This window comes from Rhizobium redzepovicii, from assembly GCF_019793435.1.
Lineage (GTDB): Bacteria > Pseudomonadota > Alphaproteobacteria > Rhizobiales > Rhizobiaceae > Rhizobium > Rhizobium redzepovicii.
The window spans coordinates 144,204-160,450 of sequence record NZ_JAILYH010000011.1 but is presented as its reverse complement, the minus strand read 5'-3'; the positions used below and the strand labels follow the sequence as shown (position 1 = coordinate 160,450).

At 62.3% G+C, this 16,247-nt stretch carries 14 protein-coding genes; 5 read left to right on the top strand and 9 right to left on the bottom strand.

From position 1 onward, the window contains the following. Positions 1–7 precede the first annotated feature (7 nt). Complete coding sequence (locus K6N12_RS19060) at positions 8–952, bottom strand: alpha/beta fold hydrolase (protein ID WP_222148939.1); 945 nt, start codon at positions 950–952, stop codon at positions 8–10. Positions 953–1,111: 159 nt separating this feature from the next. Here K6N12_RS19060 and K6N12_RS19055 point away from each other — a divergent pair, with 159 nt between their 5' ends. From K6N12_RS19055 to metF, 4 genes are all read left to right on the top strand, one after another. Continuing rightward, entirely contained in the window at positions 1,112–1,852 is a 741-nt protein-coding gene (locus tag K6N12_RS19055; RefSeq protein ID WP_097628224.1) for a ribonuclease T2 family protein, read from the top strand. 98 nt (positions 1,853–1,950) lie between these two features. Further along, positions 1,951–3,600, top strand: coding sequence for an energy-dependent translational throttle protein EttA (gene ettA / locus K6N12_RS19050; protein WP_097628225.1), 1,650 nt, complete (start codon positions 1,951–1,953; stop codon positions 3,598–3,600). A 162-nt stretch (positions 3,601–3,762) separates the two neighbouring features. Then, on the top strand, positions 3,763–4,788 hold the full coding sequence (locus tag K6N12_RS19045; protein ID WP_097628226.1) for an ArsR/SmtB family transcription factor: 1,026 nt from the start codon (positions 3,763–3,765) through the stop codon (positions 4,786–4,788). 1 nt (position 4,789) lies between these two features. Next, complete coding sequence (gene metF / locus K6N12_RS19040; protein WP_097628227.1) at positions 4,790–5,692, top strand: methylenetetrahydrofolate reductase [NAD(P)H]; 903 nt, start codon at positions 4,790–4,792, stop codon at positions 5,690–5,692. A gap of 457 nt (positions 5,693–6,149) precedes the next feature. On the opposite strand, the gene K6N12_RS19035 is transcribed toward metF, so the two are convergent. The 5 genes from K6N12_RS19035 to K6N12_RS19015 form a co-directional block, all read right to left on the bottom strand. Then, complete coding sequence (locus K6N12_RS19035; protein ID WP_097628228.1) at positions 6,150–7,055, bottom strand: DMT family transporter; 906 nt, start codon at positions 7,053–7,055, stop codon at positions 6,150–6,152. A gap of 132 nt (positions 7,056–7,187) precedes the next feature. Next, positions 7,188–8,414: a lytic murein transglycosylase gene (locus K6N12_RS19030; RefSeq protein WP_097628229.1), complete on the bottom strand. Its 1,227-nt coding sequence runs from the start codon at positions 8,412–8,414 to the stop codon at positions 7,188–7,190. Positions 8,415–8,495: 81 nt separating this feature from the next. Continuing rightward, positions 8,496–9,293, bottom strand: coding sequence for a glycoside hydrolase family 25 protein (locus K6N12_RS19025; RefSeq protein ID WP_097628230.1), 798 nt, complete (start codon positions 9,291–9,293; stop codon positions 8,496–8,498). Positions 9,294–9,418: 125 nt separating this feature from the next. Then, positions 9,419–10,093 (bottom strand): class I SAM-dependent methyltransferase, encoded by a 675-nt coding sequence (locus K6N12_RS19020; RefSeq protein ID WP_097628231.1) that lies wholly within the window; start codon positions 10,091–10,093, stop codon positions 9,419–9,421. After that, positions 10,090–11,334, bottom strand: coding sequence for a BtaA family protein (locus K6N12_RS19015; protein ID WP_097628232.1), 1,245 nt, complete (start codon positions 11,332–11,334; stop codon positions 10,090–10,092). The genes K6N12_RS19020 and K6N12_RS19015 overlap by 4 nt, the downstream gene beginning before the upstream one ends. 191 nt (positions 11,335–11,525) lie before the next feature. On the opposite strand from K6N12_RS19015, the gene K6N12_RS19010 reads away from it, so the two are divergent. After that, positions 11,526–12,950, top strand: a complete 1,425-nt coding sequence (locus K6N12_RS19010) for a serine hydrolase domain-containing protein (RefSeq protein WP_097628233.1) — start codon at positions 11,526–11,528, stop codon at positions 12,948–12,950. A 26-nt stretch (positions 12,951–12,976) separates the two neighbouring features. Here the strand turns inward: K6N12_RS19010 and K6N12_RS19005 are convergent, their stop codons facing one another. The 3 genes from K6N12_RS19005 to K6N12_RS18995 all read right to left on the bottom strand — a co-directional run bounded on the left by K6N12_RS19005 (position 12,977) and on the right by K6N12_RS18995 (position 15,929). Beyond that, positions 12,977–13,909 (bottom strand): lytic transglycosylase domain-containing protein, encoded by a 933-nt coding sequence (locus K6N12_RS19005; protein WP_097628234.1) that lies wholly within the window; start codon positions 13,907–13,909, stop codon positions 12,977–12,979. Positions 13,910–14,024: 115 nt separating this feature from the next. Beyond that, positions 14,025–14,660 (bottom strand): LysE family translocator, encoded by a 636-nt coding sequence (locus tag K6N12_RS19000; protein ID WP_003593341.1) that lies wholly within the window; start codon positions 14,658–14,660, stop codon positions 14,025–14,027. A gap of 57 nt (positions 14,661–14,717) precedes the next feature. After that, positions 14,718–15,929, bottom strand: coding sequence for a pyrophosphate--fructose-6-phosphate 1-phosphotransferase (locus tag K6N12_RS18995; protein WP_131711341.1), 1,212 nt, complete (start codon positions 15,927–15,929; stop codon positions 14,718–14,720). Positions 15,930–16,247 lie beyond the last annotated feature (318 nt).

Sequence of the window (16,247 nt, the reverse complement as noted above, 5' to 3'; positions counted from 1 at the left end):
CTCTGGCTCAGGATCTTGCCGTTTGGAATCTGGCGAGGGCCTCGTCGCACCAGTCCGCAAAGGCGGCGGTTGCAGCATCCGCGCCGATCTCGTTCAGCGTTTCGTGCCGCATGTCCTGATATATCTCAGTGCTGATACGAGAGAAGCCGCAGGCTTTCAAATGGTTTGACAGCCAGAGCACGGCTTTTCCGCGCTCGGTCGCCGGGTCTTCTCCGCCGCCTACCAGATGGATCGGCAGGTCGCGCAGCAGCCGATCCAGATGGAGCTTCTGCGGGGCGCGAAACGTCATTTCGAAGAGATCGAGCCAGAGCGAGACCGAGGCGTCGAAGCCGCAGAGCGGATCGGCGACATATTTGTCGACTTCACCGGGAAGGCGCGACAGCCAGTCGAACTCGGTGCGGCGGCCCGCAATCGATTTCCCCCAGGCGGTGAAGGTGAGCTTCGGCAACAGGCCGCTCGGCACGTCGGAGCCCTTCAGCATGCGTTCGGCAAGCAGGATCGCCTGGGCGGCGCGGCCGGCAAGGCCGACGGCGAAATTCGAATTCCAGACGGCGACGGCGTTAAAATCGGCCGGCGCCGTGACGGCGGCATTAAGGGCGATCAGGCCCCCCATCGAATGGCCGAAGAGGATTACCGGCAGGCCGGGATGGCGCATGGCCGCGTGAGCGCGCATGGCAAGGACGTCGCCGATCACCCTGTCGACGCCGCCTCGCCGGGCGAAGCGGCCGACCGGCGCGTCGGGCGCCGTTGTCTCGCCGTGGCCGCGATGATCATGGGCATAAACATGATAGCCGCGCGCCGCCATCGCCTCGGCAAAGGCGCGATAGCGTTTCGAATGTTCGGCGAGACCGTGCGATATCAACAGGATGCCGCGTGCCGGGCCGACGGCCTCATCATGGTGATAGGCGAGCGACGCCCCCGTCGAAGCGAGCCTTTGTGTTTCAGAAAACATCGGGATCCTCCTTGCGGCAACAGACCAGATCACCGCCCAAAAGCAACATCGGTTCCGGGTTTATCCGATAACAAATTGCGTTCCTGCTGCGATTCAGGGTTGCGGGTCTTCGATCTTCGTGCTTATTTGTTCCTGTATTGTTCTTTTTTGGGGGTTGAAATGAGCAGCATGCAGTTGCGTACCTTGACGTTCGCCGTATCGATGGTTCTTGCTGGCGCCGCCGTGGCGCAGGAGGCTAGTGGGCGCACCCGTTTTATTCTTTCGGCGAGCTGGCAGCCGGCCTTTTGCCAGACGAACCAGAAGAAGGCCGAATGCGCAAGCCAGACCGTCGAGCGCGCCGATGCGACGAATTTTTCGCTGCACGGGCTCTGGCCGATGCGGCAGGATTATTGCGACGTGAGCGCCGAGCAGAAAGCGGCCGACAAGGACGGCAAGTGGGACACGCTGCCGGCGGTTACGCTGTCGGCCGAGACGCAGGCGGCGCTGGCAAAGGCGATGCCCGGCACACAATCCGGCCTGGAACGGCATGAATGGGTAAAGCACGGCACCTGCACGAAAATGAGCGCCGAGGATTATTTCGGCGTCGGCGTGCACCTCGTCGGCGCGCTCAACACCTCGGCCGTGCGCGATCTCTTCGCCGCTAATATCGGCAAGCCGGTCAAGGCTGAGGCGATCAAGGCGGCTTTCGACAAGAGCTTCGGGCCGGGTGCCGGCGAACGCGTCAAGATGAGCTGCCGTCGGGCCGGCAATGTCAAGATGATCAGCGGGTTGACCATCGGGCTTTCGGAAGCCGCCGGGGCGGCGTCGGCGAAGAGCACCGGGCTTGGCGATCTGATCCAGGGCGCGGGAAAAACGACGTTCGGCTGCGACGAGGGCGTCGTCGACGCAGCGGGCTTCTGACCGGAAATCCTGCGTAAACCGGGTTTCGGCGTTGCCCGAAGGCGCTGTTTCGCCTACATAGCGGCACAATCGAAGTTTCCCGCCCGGAGCAGCGCAGCATGGCACGTCAGTTCATCTATCATATGTCCGGCCTCAACAAGGCCTATGGCAACAAGAAGATCTTGGAGAACATCCACCTTTCCTTCTACCCGGATGCCAAGATCGGTATTCTCGGGCCAAACGGCGCCGGTAAATCCACTGTGCTGCGCATCATCGCCGGCCAGGACAAGGAATATACCGGCGAAGCCTGGCTCGCCGAAGGAGCGACGGTCGGCTACCTCGAGCAGGAGCCGCATATCGATCCCAACAAGACGGTGTTCGAAAACGTCATGGAAGGCGTTGCCTCGAAGACGGCCGTGCTCGAACGCTACAATGAACTGATGATGAACTATTCCGACGAGACGGCGGAAGAGGGAGCCAAGCTTCAAGACATCATCGACAGCCAGAACCTCTGGGATCTGGAAAGCCAGGTCGAGATGGCGATGGAAGCCTTGCGCTGCCCGCCGCGCGACGCCGATGTCACCAGCCTGTCCGGCGGCGAGCGCCGCCGTATCGCGCTCTGCCGGCTGCTGCTGTCGCAGCCGGACCTGCTGCTACTCGACGAACCGACCAACCACCTGGACGCCGAGACGATCGCCTGGCTCGAAAAGCATCTGCGCGACTATCCGGGCGCCGTGATGATGATCACCCACGATCGCTACTTCCTGGACAACGTCACCGGCTGGATCCTCGAACTCGACCGCGGCCGCGGCATTCCCTACGAAGGCAATTACTCGGCCTACCTGCTCGCCAAGGCCAAGCGCATGCAGCAGGAAAACCGGGAAGAGGCCGGCCGCCAGAAGGCGATCAGCCGCGAACAGGAATGGATCGCCTCCAGCCCGAAGGCTCGTCAGGCCAAGTCCAAGGCGCGTATCAAGTCCTATGAACAGCTGGTGGAGGCGGCCGAAAAGCAGCGTCCCGGCGATGCGCAGATCATCATCCCGGTCAGCGAGCGCTTGGGACAGGTGGTCATCGAGATGGAAGGCATCACCAAGGGCTTCGAGGGCCGCACGCTGATCAACGACCTGTCGATCAAGCTGCCGCCGGGCGGCATCGTCGGCATTATCGGCCCGAACGGCGCCGGCAAGACGACGCTGTTCCGTATGATCACCGGCCAGGAAAGGCCGGATGCGGGATCGATCCGCATCGGTGAGACCGTCCATCTTGGTTATGTCGACCAGAGCCGCGACGCACTCGACGGCAGCAAGACCGTCTGGGAGGAAATCTCTGGCGGCGCCGAGGTCATCAAGCTCGGCAAGTTCGATATGAACTCCAGAGCCTATTGCGGCGCCTTCAACTTCAAGGGTGGCGATCAGCAGCAGAAGGTCGGCAATCTCTCGGGCGGCCAGCGCAACCGCGTTCACCTTGCCAAAATGCTCAAGGCCGGCGGCAACGTGCTGCTGCTCGACGAACCGACCAACGACCTCGATACGGAAACCCTGGGTGCGCTCGAAAGCGCGCTTGAGGCGTTTGCCGGATGCGCCATCATCATCAGCCACGATCGCATGTTCCTCGACCGCCTGGCGACGCACATCCTGGCTTTCGAAGGCGAAGGCCATGTCGAATGGTTCGAAGGCAATTTCGAGGATTATGAGCAGGACAAGGTGCGTCGTCTTGGTCCCGATGCCCTCAATCCGGGCAGCCAGGCCCATAAGCGCCTGACGCGCTGATTGCAGCCGTTTTTGCAGTCACGAAGCCCTGGTTTCTACCGGGGCTTTTTCACGTCTGGCCTGTCGCAATTTGAGCAGGCAATTTCGCTCAAGCGCGAAATGCCGCTTGTCACCATCGTCCAAATCACATAAAGATATCTTTATATCTTGATTGGACTGAAGATGAGCGAACCCTTGAAGCTTGGACTGGATGCGCTGGTGGACGTCATGAAGGCGGCCGGCGAGCCCACGCGCCTGCGTCTTCTGGCGCTTCTCGACAGCGGCGACCTGACGGTAACCGATCTTACCGAAATTCTCGGCCAATCCCAGCCCCGCATCTCCCGCCACCTGAAGCTGCTTGGCGAGGCCGAACTGATCGAACGCTACCAGGAAGGCGCCTGGGCCTATTTCCGCCTCAAGCAGGAGGGCAAGGCGGCGATGCTGGTGCGGGCATTACTGAAGCATGTCTCCGAGAACGATCCGACCGTGCTTCGCGACGGCGAAAGGCTGTCGCAGGTCAAGCGCCAGCGCGCCGAGCGGGCGCAGGCCTATTTCAGCCGCAACGCCGCTGAGTGGGACGAGCTTCGCCGCCTGCATGCCGCCGATGAAGAGGTCGACGCCGCCGTCATCCGGCTGCTCGGCAGTCAGCCGATCGATTCGCTGCTCGATCTCGGCACCGGCACCGGCCGCATCCTCGAACTGCTGTCGGGGCTCTACCGGCGGGCGATCGGCGTCGATGCCAGCCGCGACATGCTGAGCGTGGCGCGCGCCAATCTCGATAAGTCCCGCATCACCAAGGCCACCGTGCGCCATGCCGATATCTTGAACCTGCCGTTCGAGGGCCAGGATTTCGATCTGGTGACGATCCACCAGGTGCTGCATTTCTTCGACCAGCCGGAAATTGCGATCGCGGAAGCGGCGCGCATGCTCCGGCCGGGTGGCCGGCTCGTGGTCATCGACCTTGCGCCGCACACGCTCGAATATCTCCGCGACGAGCATGCGCATGTCCGTCTCGGCTTTTCGCACCAGGCGATATCCGACTGGCTGCACAGGGCCGGGCTCGACGTCGAGCAGGTCGTGGACCTTCATCCGGGTCAGCAAAGCGGGCAGGGGTTGACGGTCACCGTCTGGCTCGCGCGCGATCCGAGGCGCTTGATGGCTTCGCAACTAAGCGAAGGCGCCGAACCTACATTTGCCGGGAGAGTATGACATGGCTTTGAATAACGAGGCACGCGGCCGCAACATCGGGATCTCCTTCGAATTCTTCCCGCCGAAATCGGAGGAGATGGAAGGTCAGCTCTGGGATACGGTCAGCAAACTGCAGGACTGGGACCCGGATTTCGTCTCGGTTACCTATGGCGCCGGCGGGACCACCAAGGCGCCGACACTGACCGCCGTCACGCGTTTCCTGTCGCAGACGCCGCTCGCCACCGCTTCGCACCTGACCTGCGTCGGCGCGACGAAGGAAGAGACGCACCAGATGATCGAGACGTTCCGCAAGGTCGGCGTCACGCATTTCGTGGCGCTGCGCGGCGATGCGCCCGGCGGCGCCGGCGCCCCCTACCAGCCGCATCCCGGCGGCTATGCCAATGCGGCCGAGCTGGTGGCTGGCCTTAAGTCGGTCGGCGATTTCGAGATTTCGGTCTCCGCCTATCCGGAAAAACACCCGGAAAGCCGTGACACGGCCGCCGATATCGACATGCTGAAGCGCAAGGCCGATAACGGCGCCGACCGGGCGCTGACACAGTTCTTCTTCGACAACGACAATTTCGAGCGCTACCTGGAGAAGGTGCGCGCTGCCGGGGTCTCGATCCCCGTTGTGCCCGGTATCATGCCGATCCAGAACCTGACGCAGCTGAAGCGTTTCGCCGGCGCCTGCGGCACGATCATCCCGGCCTTCCTCGATGAACGCTTCGCCGGCTTCGACGACAAGCCCGAGGAGCGGGCAAAGGTCGCCGCCGATATCGCCGCCGAACAGATCGAGGATCTCGTCCGGCGCGGCATCCATGAGTTCCATCTCTACACGATGAACCGCGCGCCGCTGGTTTCCGCTGTGCTCGACAATCTCGGCTTTTGCCGCCGGCCGGCAAAAAGCGCGGGCGCTGCGGCCTGATCTAAAGGGTTTGAAAAGGTGAAAAAGCGCATGTCGGGCGGGACATGCGCTTTTTCATTAGCGGATTGATCAGGGGAGTTCAGGTACTACCAGTCATTCCACTTTCATCGGCCAGCTCAGATGAAGAGCATGGACAGAACGAAAGCAAACGCTGCACTGACCAACAGAACATTCAAGGATTGCGTGAGTCCCATGTCTGTCTCCTCGCGTTAACCGGCCGATAATATGTCGGAAATATGTCGGTTGGGAAGCGGATTCTATGCTGCGCTGCCGAAGGGCGCGGTGGACAAGTCGGCGAGGCTAGCGGCAAGCCGTTGAAACTAATCGATTATATTCGATAAATTTTTGTTCACAGATTTTAACGTGCCGTTAAATCCGGCGATTGCCGGTTTACCTATGCGCCGAAAACATGGCGAAGAGGCAAGCGGTTGAAAACACGCGGAATTCGCAACCTGGATCAGGTGGTCTTCACCATCCGGCGATAGGCGCGGCCGTCGAGAATGACGAGGCCGAAACCGATCAGCGCCATGCCGGCGAATTCGCCGGGTGTGAGCCTTTCGCCGAGGAAAAGCACACCGAGAAGGATGGCGCTCGGCGGCACAAGCAAGGTGACGAGCGAGGCGTTGGTGGCACCTGCCGCCGCCATGATCCGGAAATAGAGGATATAGGCGAAGGCGGTCGATACCAGCGCCAGCGCCAGCACGGCGACGAGAATATCGACCGGCGGCATCGGGAGCGTCCAGGGACGATCGGCCAGCAGCGACAGCGGCAGAGTTATCAGCGAGGATGCCGTCAACTGGCCGGCCGCGGTGACCGGTGCGGGAACATCCTTGAACCGCTTGCCGTAGGTGGCGGCAAAGCCATAGGAGACGGCGGCGAGCACGGGAAGCAGCAGAGCCCAGAGCGGCGCTTCGCCGCCGGCCGCCAGGCCGGGGCCGATCAGCACGATCGTTCCGGCGAGGCCGACGAGGCAGCCGGCGATCTTTGCCGAGGACAGCTTCTCGTCCGAGGTGAAGTAGTTGGCAATCAGCACGGTCCAGATCGGCGTCGTCGCGTTCAGGATCGCGGCAAGACCGGCGCCGATGCGGGTCTGGCCGAAAAAGATCAACGCATGCGGCAGAGCATTGTTGATGAGCCCAAGGATCAGGAATTCGCGCCAGCGCGCCTTGAGGATCGAATAGACGTCGAAGCGGCCGGCGATATAGACGTGAAGCGCCAGCGCGGCGAGCAGCAGCCGAAGGAAGACAAGGGTCAGCGGCGGCACATGCTGAACGGCAATGCGGGCAAAGAAGAAGGAGCCTCCCCAGATCAGGCCGAGCAGGAGCAGCAGGCCCCAGGTCCAGGCATTCATTCTGCTGTCCATACCGGTTCCTCCACCGTAAGCCGCTCGGTTGCTAAAAACCGGCACCGGCTGTCAGGGCTCATGCTTAGCGCAGACGGCGGACCGCGCCACCCGTTTCTTGCGACGCGGGTGGCGGTGAGGTGCAGGCGGCGATCAGAGAGCGTTGAGGAGGGCAGGCGTTGCCCAGCCGTCGGCCGGCATGCCGAGGCGCTGCTGCTCTTTCTGGATCGCGACACGCGTGCCGGAGCCGAGGATGCCGTCGATCTCGCCGACATCATGCCCGAGCGACTGCAATTTGGTCTGCAGCGTCTTCATCTGGTCGTTGGCGAGGCCCTGTTCCGGCACGCCCTTGAGATAGGTCGGGGCGCCGGAAAGCCGGGTCCCGAAATACGCGGCCGAGGTCGTGTAGATGAACGACTTGTTCCATTCGAGATAGATCTTGAAATTCGGGTAGGCGATGAAGGCCGGTCCCATGCGGCCCTGCGGCAGCACCAGATCGCCTTCGAGGTTGCCGAAGGCGGTGTTGCCGTCGCGCGGCTTGACGCCGAGCGCGAACCATTCGCCTGCCGTCATCGTGCCGCCGAGGCCGGATTTCTCCCAGGGCAGGTTATCGGGCAGGGTGACTTCCTGCAGCCAGGGCTGGCCGCGCTCGAAGCCGAGATGCTGGATGAACTTAGCCGCCGTCAGGATGGCGTCCGGGCCGCTCTGCTTCAGGCGGACATGACCGTCGCCGTCGCCGTCCATGCCGTAGGCGATGATGTCGCGCGGCAGCATCTGCACCTGGCCGATCTCGCCGGCCCAGGCGCCGGTATTGGTGGCGGGGTCGAGATCGCCGTGCTGGACCATCTCGATGAGGGCGATCAGCTGTGGGCGGAAGAGCTCCGGGCGGCGGCAGTCATGCGACAGCGTCACCAGGGCGTTGCGGGTGTTGAAATCACCCTGGACGGCGCCGAAATCGGTTTCCATCGCCCAGAAAGCGGTGATGACGCCAGCGGGAACGCCGAATTCCTGTTCGGCGCGGGCAAAGACGTCGGCATATTGCTTCATCTTCTGGCGGCCGATGTCGAGGCGAGCCTGGCTGACGGTGCGCTGGGAGAATTCAAGGAAGGTCTGCTTGAAGACGCCCTGGGCCCGATCCCGGCTCAGAACCTTGGGGTCGATCTCGGCGTCGGCAAGAGCGGAGTCGGCGGCTGCCGGGCTTGCGCCGGCGGCAACTGCATCCTTCTTGACGCCTTCAAGGAAGGCGGACAGATCGCCGCCGCAGGGTGCTGCCGGAGCGGCTGGATCCGCCGCAGGTGCCTGCTGGGCGGCTGCGCCGCCCGCAAGGGCGAGGGCAAACAGGAGGGCGAGTGCAGAGCGGCTTGCGAGCGAGCGGTGCATGGATGCGGTCCTTATATCAAATGGATGTCCGTCGCTTTCCCAGAGGAATGTGACGGAAGCAAGAAACATTGAAAGACGTTACTAAGAATTTCTATCCTTGGAAACGGCAGCGACCCAATTGTTCCAGTTCTTTGCACTGCCGGCAAAGACATTGATATCCGTGGGACCGCTGATGCCCGGAATGACGCCGGTCGAGGTATATTGCCAGAAGGCCCAGCGGCGGTCGGAATAGGTCACTTCGGGGTGTTTTGCCACCGAACGCACCCAGAAATGATAATCCTGGAAGTAACCGGCGAGATTGTCGCGGTGGAAATCGACCGAGGTGTAGATGATCGGGCGTTTGCCGTAATAGGCCTCCAGCCGGTCCATGAAACGCTGCATTTCGGCGCGCACCGTTTCCGGGTCGGGACGGTAGCGGCAGGTCTTCGATTCGGCGTTCCATTCGACGTCGAGCACCGGCGGCAGGCGCATCGCCTCCTTCGGCACGTTGCGGATGAACCAGTCGGCCTGCTGATCGGCCGAGGAGCAGAAATAATAGAAATGGTAGGGCGCGTGCGGGATGCCGGCGGCGCGCGCCTCGCGCCAGTATTCGTCGAAGCGCGGATCGACCCTGTCCTTGCCTTCCGTCGCCTTGATGAAAGCGAAGGCGACACCGGAATTTTTGACCGTCGCCCAGTCGATATCGCCCTGCCATTTGGAGATATCGATGCCGTGGACCTGGTTCTGCCGCGGATGTTTCGGGCCGAAATCCTGCGGATCGGTGTCCTTGAATCGCGTCTTCGGCTTGATCGATGCTGTTTCGAGATAGTCGTGGCCAGAAGAGGAGCAGCCTGCCAGGAGAATGGCCAGAGGCAGAACGCAAAACAAAAGCCGGCGCATGGGCATCCCGTCGTGAACCGAATGATCTCTTTGCCCCACAGCCTGACCTTCGAAAAAGACGAGTCGGCAGAGGATAACCCTCTTTTCACCATATCAACGTAAAAAATCGGTTAGTTTCAAGCGAATTATGAGCGGTTGCTGATAATGGCCGCCCGCCAGGCGTAACCGCCGCCGACGGTGTCGAACAACAATCTCGCGTTGTTTTCATGGGCTTGCGCTTCCAGGAGCTCCCGCAGATCGGAGCGCGGGGTGACGTGGAATTTTGCGAGCCATGACTGCAGCATGCGGCGGAACCAGCCGGGCAGGCCTTCCTGCTGGCCGAAATCGACGATGTGCAACTGACCGCCGGGGTTGAGTGCGGCAATCGACGCATCGACGGCGCGCTCCCAGTCCGGGATCATCGACAGGGCATAGGAGATCAGGATGCGGTCGAAGCCGCTGACGCCGAATTCGCGCGGGGTGAAGGCCGTGGCATCGGCAACGCGGAATTCCGGGATCGTCGCCTTGGTGGCGAAGGTCTTGCGCGCCGAAATCAGCATTTCCTGGGAAATGTCGAGGCCGAACAGCTTGGCTGTCGGGAAATGCCTGTGGGCGAAGGCCATGTTGCGGCCGGTGCCGCAACCGACTTCGAGTAGGGTGCCGCCCTCGGGTACATCGAGATTGCGGATCGTGCTGTCGCGGCCGAGAAGGTAATATTTGCGCGTCAGATCGTAGATATGGCGCTGGTAGCGGTACATGCCATCCATCAGGCTGGCATGTTCGCCGCTCTTTCCTGCCGTCTCGGTGCCGACCTTGCTCACGCCTTCTTCCCGTAAATGTGGAAGCCGCCGTAGATCGCCGAACGATCAAGGGCCGTCAGCTCGCGCGACTTCTCCTCGAAGTAGTCCCACTGGTCGCGGATCGAAGGAGACAGGCGGCCTTCGATGATGCTCTTTTCGGCGGCGGTGCGGAAGATCACGCGGGCGCCTTCACGCGCCGTGCGGGTGATTTCCCGCCAGACGTCGTTCAACTGCTCGTCCGTCATCCAATCCTGCGCGTCGAGCAGGATGTAGCGGTCGCGCGAGGCGGCCGGCTCGCGGGCCAGAAGCTCGGTGAAGCTTGCATGGTGGACGTTGACGCGGTCGACATTGGCGCGGATCACTTCATAGTGCTCCGGCTTCAGATAGGTCGGCAGCGGGCCTTCCTCTTCAGTGCCGTAGCGGCGGCCGAAGGCCTGCCAGGCGAAATAATTGTCGCGCATCGGGAAATGACAGGCGAGCTTTTCCAGGCGGTGCTTCAGCACCGGTGCGATCGAATGGTCGGCGGCCAGGCTTGCGAGCTCGTCATATTGCTGCGGCGGGATGCCAAGGCCGAAGAGCGAGCTCTTGCGGCCGGTGATCCAGCGCACCACCGGCTTTTCGAACAGCGGCGCGATCTGCTCTTCGAAGAACTGGCGCTGCTCGCGGATCGAGCGGGTCTTGGTCATCTCGCGCAGCTTGACGCCATGCAGGCGGGCAAGAAGATGGGCCGCGCCGATGAAGCGGCCGAGCAGACCGGTTTCGTAGATGTTGCGGTCGAAGACGGTGACGCGGCGGCGGCCGAACTTGCGGCCGTTCCAATAGCTGCGGGTCGCCTCGTCAAGCTTGACGGCAAGATGCCGGTCGTAGGCGCGGCTGTTCGACTTCTCGTTCGGCATGGCCAGGAAACGGACGAGATCGGCATGATCCGGCAGATGCTTGAAGGCGGCGAGCTTCAGGCGGTTCAGCGCGATATGGTGCGGGTTGAGGTCGACGACGTCGATCGATGCCGGCGCTTTGGAGAGATAGGCGAGCATGTTGCAGCCGCCGGAGCCGATGGTGACGATGCGATGGTTGGGCTTCAGCTCCATCGCCTGCATGTCGAGATCCGGATCCTCCCAGATCTGCGGATAAACGAGGCCGGAGAAGAGGAGGCCGAAGAGACGCTCGGAAAAACCTTCCTTCGAAAAAGCCTTGTGGCGGAGAAGGGCGTCCTTGAGTTTCCGGTTCTTGCGGAAGCCGGCATCCGGTGCAAATTCTGACATGAGTCTGTCACCTTTTTAGCGTTCAGGGCGTGTAGCGCGCCACTGCTACAGTTTGATGACGTGGGCTGTGGGGCACCGTTCTCGGAAGGCTCCGGCATCAATGAAGAGTGATCGGAATGGTGCGCCTACTTCGCACCGGCCCCTTTCCGACAGGCGCGATTCCTGCTTCTCTCCCGGCATGGAGGAATGCCATGCGATTTGTGCTGCGTGTCCTGAAGGCGCTTGCTCTCCTTGTGGCTCTCATCATCGCTGCCGGAACCGGCTGGCTCTTCGCCTGGCCGCCGGAGCTCTTGCGCGTCGGGGACGGCTACGCCGCCAAGATCGTCTGCTCCAATGTCTTCGTCGCCAGCCGGGATGCCGACGATGTGTTGCATGACGACGTCCAGGCGCCGGGAAATCCGCTGCTGAGGCTGGTTCGCGTCGGTGTCGAGCGTGACAGCGGCCGGGTGACGGCGCGCTTCATGGGGCTGTTCGCATCGAGTTATGCGCTCTATCGCGGCGCTCTCGGATGCACCAGCGTGCCGGACGGCAATTTCGAGGCGGCGATTAACGCGGTGCCGTTCGATCCGCCGGCCAAGATGCAGGCGAATGACGCGGTGTGGCCGCAAGGCGAGGGCACTGGCAATCAGCCGGACGCGAAGATCGCCGCGGTGCTGGCCGATGCCCGATTTGCCGGTCCGGCCATGCGGGCGATCGTGGTGGTGCGCGGCGGCCGTATCGTCGCCGAAGCCTATGGTCCCGGATTTTCGTCGAAGACGCCACTGATCGGCTGGTCGATGACGAAGACGGTGAACGCGGCCATCCTCGGCCGGCTGATGCTCGACGGCAAGGTCTCGTTCGACGACGATCACTTGATGGCACAGTGGAAGGACGATCAGCGTGCGAGGATCAAGGTTTCCGACCTGCTCGGCATGGAGAGCGGGCTTGCCTTCAATGAGGATTACGGCAGCGTTGCCGATGTGACGCGCATGCTCTATCTCGATCCAGACATGGTCTCGCTGCCGGCCAATGCGCCGATGGAGGCAGCACCCGGGCAGCGGTTCCGCTATTCGAGCGGCACGGCGGCGCTCTTGTCACGCATCTGGATGGACAGGGTCGGCAATGCGCAGGCAGCCTTTTCCTATCCGCATGATGCGCTCTTCTCCCCGCTCGGCATGACCAGCGCCGTCTTCGAGCTCGACGCGCGCGGCACCTTTGCCGGAAGCTCCTATCTCTATGCGACTGCGCATGACTGGGCGCGTTTCGGACAGTTCCTGCTGCAGGATGGCGTCTGGAATGGCCGGCGGCTGTTGCCGGAGGGGTTCGTCGGCGCCATGCGCACGCCGACGGCAGCATCGAACGGCCGGTATACGCAAGGCCAGGCGTGGCTCGCGCCCGGCGGCTCGAGTGCTGTATTCGGGCTGCCGGAGGACACGTTCTGGCTGACGGGGCATGACGGGCAAAGCATGGCGATCGTGCCGTCCGCCAATCTGGTCGTCGTCCGGCTTGGCCTGACTCCGGGCTGGCTCGGTTATCAGCCGCAAACGCTTCTCAAGGCAGTCCTGGCGGCGTCGCCGCAATTGGGCATGCCGCAACTGCAGGCCGGATCAGAGCGGCAGGTCCAGCCGCGGCCATAGGCCGAGCCGTCTTTCTGGGGTAGTTGTCAGTAATTGCCCTGCGCGACGTCGTTCATGCCCTTGCGCTTGGCATCGTAATAATAACCGCGCGCATAGAGACGCACGGCATCGTCTTCCTTGCTGTCGGAGACGAGCCAGGCGCCGCGCAGATATTTCGCGGCATATTTGATGTTGGTCTCGGCATCGAAGAGACCGCCCGGGGCGCCGTCATAACCCATTGATTTGGCAGTGTTGTACTTGATCTGCATGAGGCCGAAATAGCCGCGCTTGTTGTAGGCCTTCGGATTGTAGCGGCTCTCGCGATGGACTATGCGGTGGAGCAGCGTCTCGGGAATTTCGTAGAGTTTCGAATATTTCTGAATGAGCTTGGTGACGAAGCTCTTTTCGACGGTCGGCGCATCGTCCTTGTCGTCGTCGCTGAACATCGGCGGCGCCGTCGGCGGATCGATCGGCCCGGATTCATCGAAACCGTAGTCCATGCTGGCGCGCGGCGTCGTGTCGACTGCGGCAAGTGCCGCAAGCGCGCCGTTCTGCGGTGTCGCGGCAAAAGCAAGCTGCGTTGCCGGCTGTGCCGGCGCTCCCGGACGCGGCGTCGGTACCACGGACTGGATCGCCGTCATCTCGGGTGTCAGCGGGATCTGCGCGTAGGCTGCCGGCTCCATGGTGAGATCGGCACGCTGGGAGGCGGTCACGGTCGGCATCGCCGTTGCGGTCAGGGCAGGGGATGCCGGGGAAAGGGTGGCACCGGCGACCGCCTGAGCGGCCGTGCCTTCGGCCGTCGGGATTGCGGCAAGCGTGGCGTCTTCACCGGGCTTCGGCATCGGCACCACGGTCTGCGCAGCTGTCAGTTCGGCCTGGGAGGTGTATTCGACACTCGCGCAGCCGGTCATCACGCCACAGCAGAGCACCGTAGAAACGACAAGACTGCGTTTCAGCCCGGACAATCCGATCGCTACCATTCCGTCACTTTCGTGAAATCGCGCCGCCCCGGCAGCGTTATAAAAGTTACTAAAAAGCTTAAATCCGACGACCCCATTAACCTATTCGTGGCATTCCGGCAACCACGGATTATTTCTAAGCTGCAATACGGCGATACCCGGCGGTTACGGCGCCTGCAGCGATCAGCAGAGTGCCGCCTGTGCGGTTTACGGCGCGCTGGACGCTCGCCTTGCGAATCAGTCCGCGCGCGGTATGGGCGAGAAACGCATAAGCGGAAGCGTTGAGGATCGCCAGCACGAGGAAGGTTGCTTCCATGATCGCCATCTGGCCGACGAAGGGCAGGGCCGGATTGAGGAACTGCGGCACGAAGGCGACGAAGAAGATAATGCTCTTCGGATTGAGGGCGGTGACGACATAGGCGTGGAGGAAGATCTTGAGCGATTTCTCTTCCGGCAGATTGTCGTTGTCGGCAACCGGTTCGCCGATGACCGGGGCCCGCCAGAGCTTGATTCCCAGCCAGATCAGGTAGGCGCCGCCGATCCACTTCAGGACGGTGAAGAGGGTGGCGGAGGCGGCGAGGACGGCGCCGAGACCGAAGAGAGACGCCGTCATCGCGGTGAAGTCACCAAGCGCCACACCGCTCACCGTCGCAAACGCCGTCCTGCGTCCATGACCGAGCGCATAGGAAACGACGAGCAGTATCGTCGGTCCCGGTATGGCCAGCATGATGGCGGATGCGGCCGCAAAAGCGAGCCAAGCTTCAAGTGACATGGTGTCTCCTCCTATTCCTCAGGAACAAGCAAAGACATCATATTAACCATCCGTCAATCACGCTTCTTTGTATTTCTGGCCTATATTGTCCATGACTTCGGCAAACCATGCCGTCGACAGGTCAAAAGCCTTGCCGCCCTTGATGCGCGGGAATTCTATAGTGCGCAATTTACCGTTTTGCGCTTCATCGTGGCCGGTGACGCCGGAGACTCTGTTGAGCGCACTCTCGACTGCAAGATCGACCATGCTCTGGATCAGCCGGAGGTCGTCGCTGTTGGCCGGCGCCGAGCGGGCGAAGTAGCCCGATTTCTGCACGAGCGAACGTTCGGCGTTCAAAAGGCTGGCGAACTGCTTCTGGAACCAAGCGCCGACATTGATCGTATCGATTTTCACATGGCCGAAGGCGTCGCGCTTGACCGTCTCGCCGGCGGCTTCGCGCTCCGCGACGATGGCGTCGAGGCAGGCGCCTTCGGAGACGAAGACCGTGGCGTGGCCGTTGCGGTCCATGCTCTCCTTCAGGCGGGCGGCCTCAGCGTCGAGGTCGAAGGCCATTTCAGGCAGGTAGACGGCGTCGATACTCTTCAGATGCGCGTCCATCATCAGGCCGTCGACATATTGGTTGCGGCTGGTGCGCTGGAGATAGGCGCGGGCGGTCGCGGCGGTCAGCCAGCCGCAATGGCGGCCCATGACCTCGTGGATGACGAGGGTGCGGGGGGCGGCCGTCTGTTCGTTGCCGACATTGTCGAAGAAATGTGCGCCGACTTCGGCGGCCGTCCAGGCGCCGAGCGACTGGCGGATCGGCACGACGTCGTTGTCGACGGTCTTCGGCAGGCCGACGACGGTGAGGTTGTAACCGTTGGCGGCGAGATAGGCGGCAAGGTCGGCGGCGGTGGTGTTGGTGTCGTCGCCGCCGATCGTGTGGAGGATGGTGATGCCGTCATTGGCGAGGCGTTCGGCGGCAACCCGCAGCGGGTTGTCCCCTTCCTTGACCAGACCGCGCTTGACACAGTCGGCGGCATTGGTGAGCTTGACGCGGCTGTTGCCGATCGGCGAGCCGCCATAACGATGTAGCAGCGGCGCCTTTTCGCGCATCTCGCGGGTGATCTCGATGCTGTCGCCGAGCAATACGCCCTGGTAGCCGGACTTGTAGGCGACGAGATCGAGGTCGGGGGCGATGTCGCTGTAGCGTTCGATCAGTCCGCCGACGGCGGAGGAAAGACAGGGCGCCAGGCCTCCGGCGGTCAGCATTGCAACTTTCTGCTTGGCCATGATCCCTCCTATGGCGTTTCGGTGCGGCGGCTTCAGCTACAGGCGTCGCCTCGAATTCGATTCAAGCGACGCGCCTTAGCGCATTGTTTTCATGGATGTCGTTATCCCGGATCCGCTGCACACCTCCGGGCGACATGCATGAGCGCATGGATGCGGCAGGGAAGGGAGCCTGTAAAGTAAAGAATTTACGAAAAAGCGCCTTTCTGCCGCGTTGCGGCCGGAAGAGTTGATATAATCGTTTCAAGCCGGTTCTGACTGCGGAGAACTCTTGTGGAAATTGCCGGCGCGGCGCGCCGCGAAGCGGAGGTGCCGAGCGCA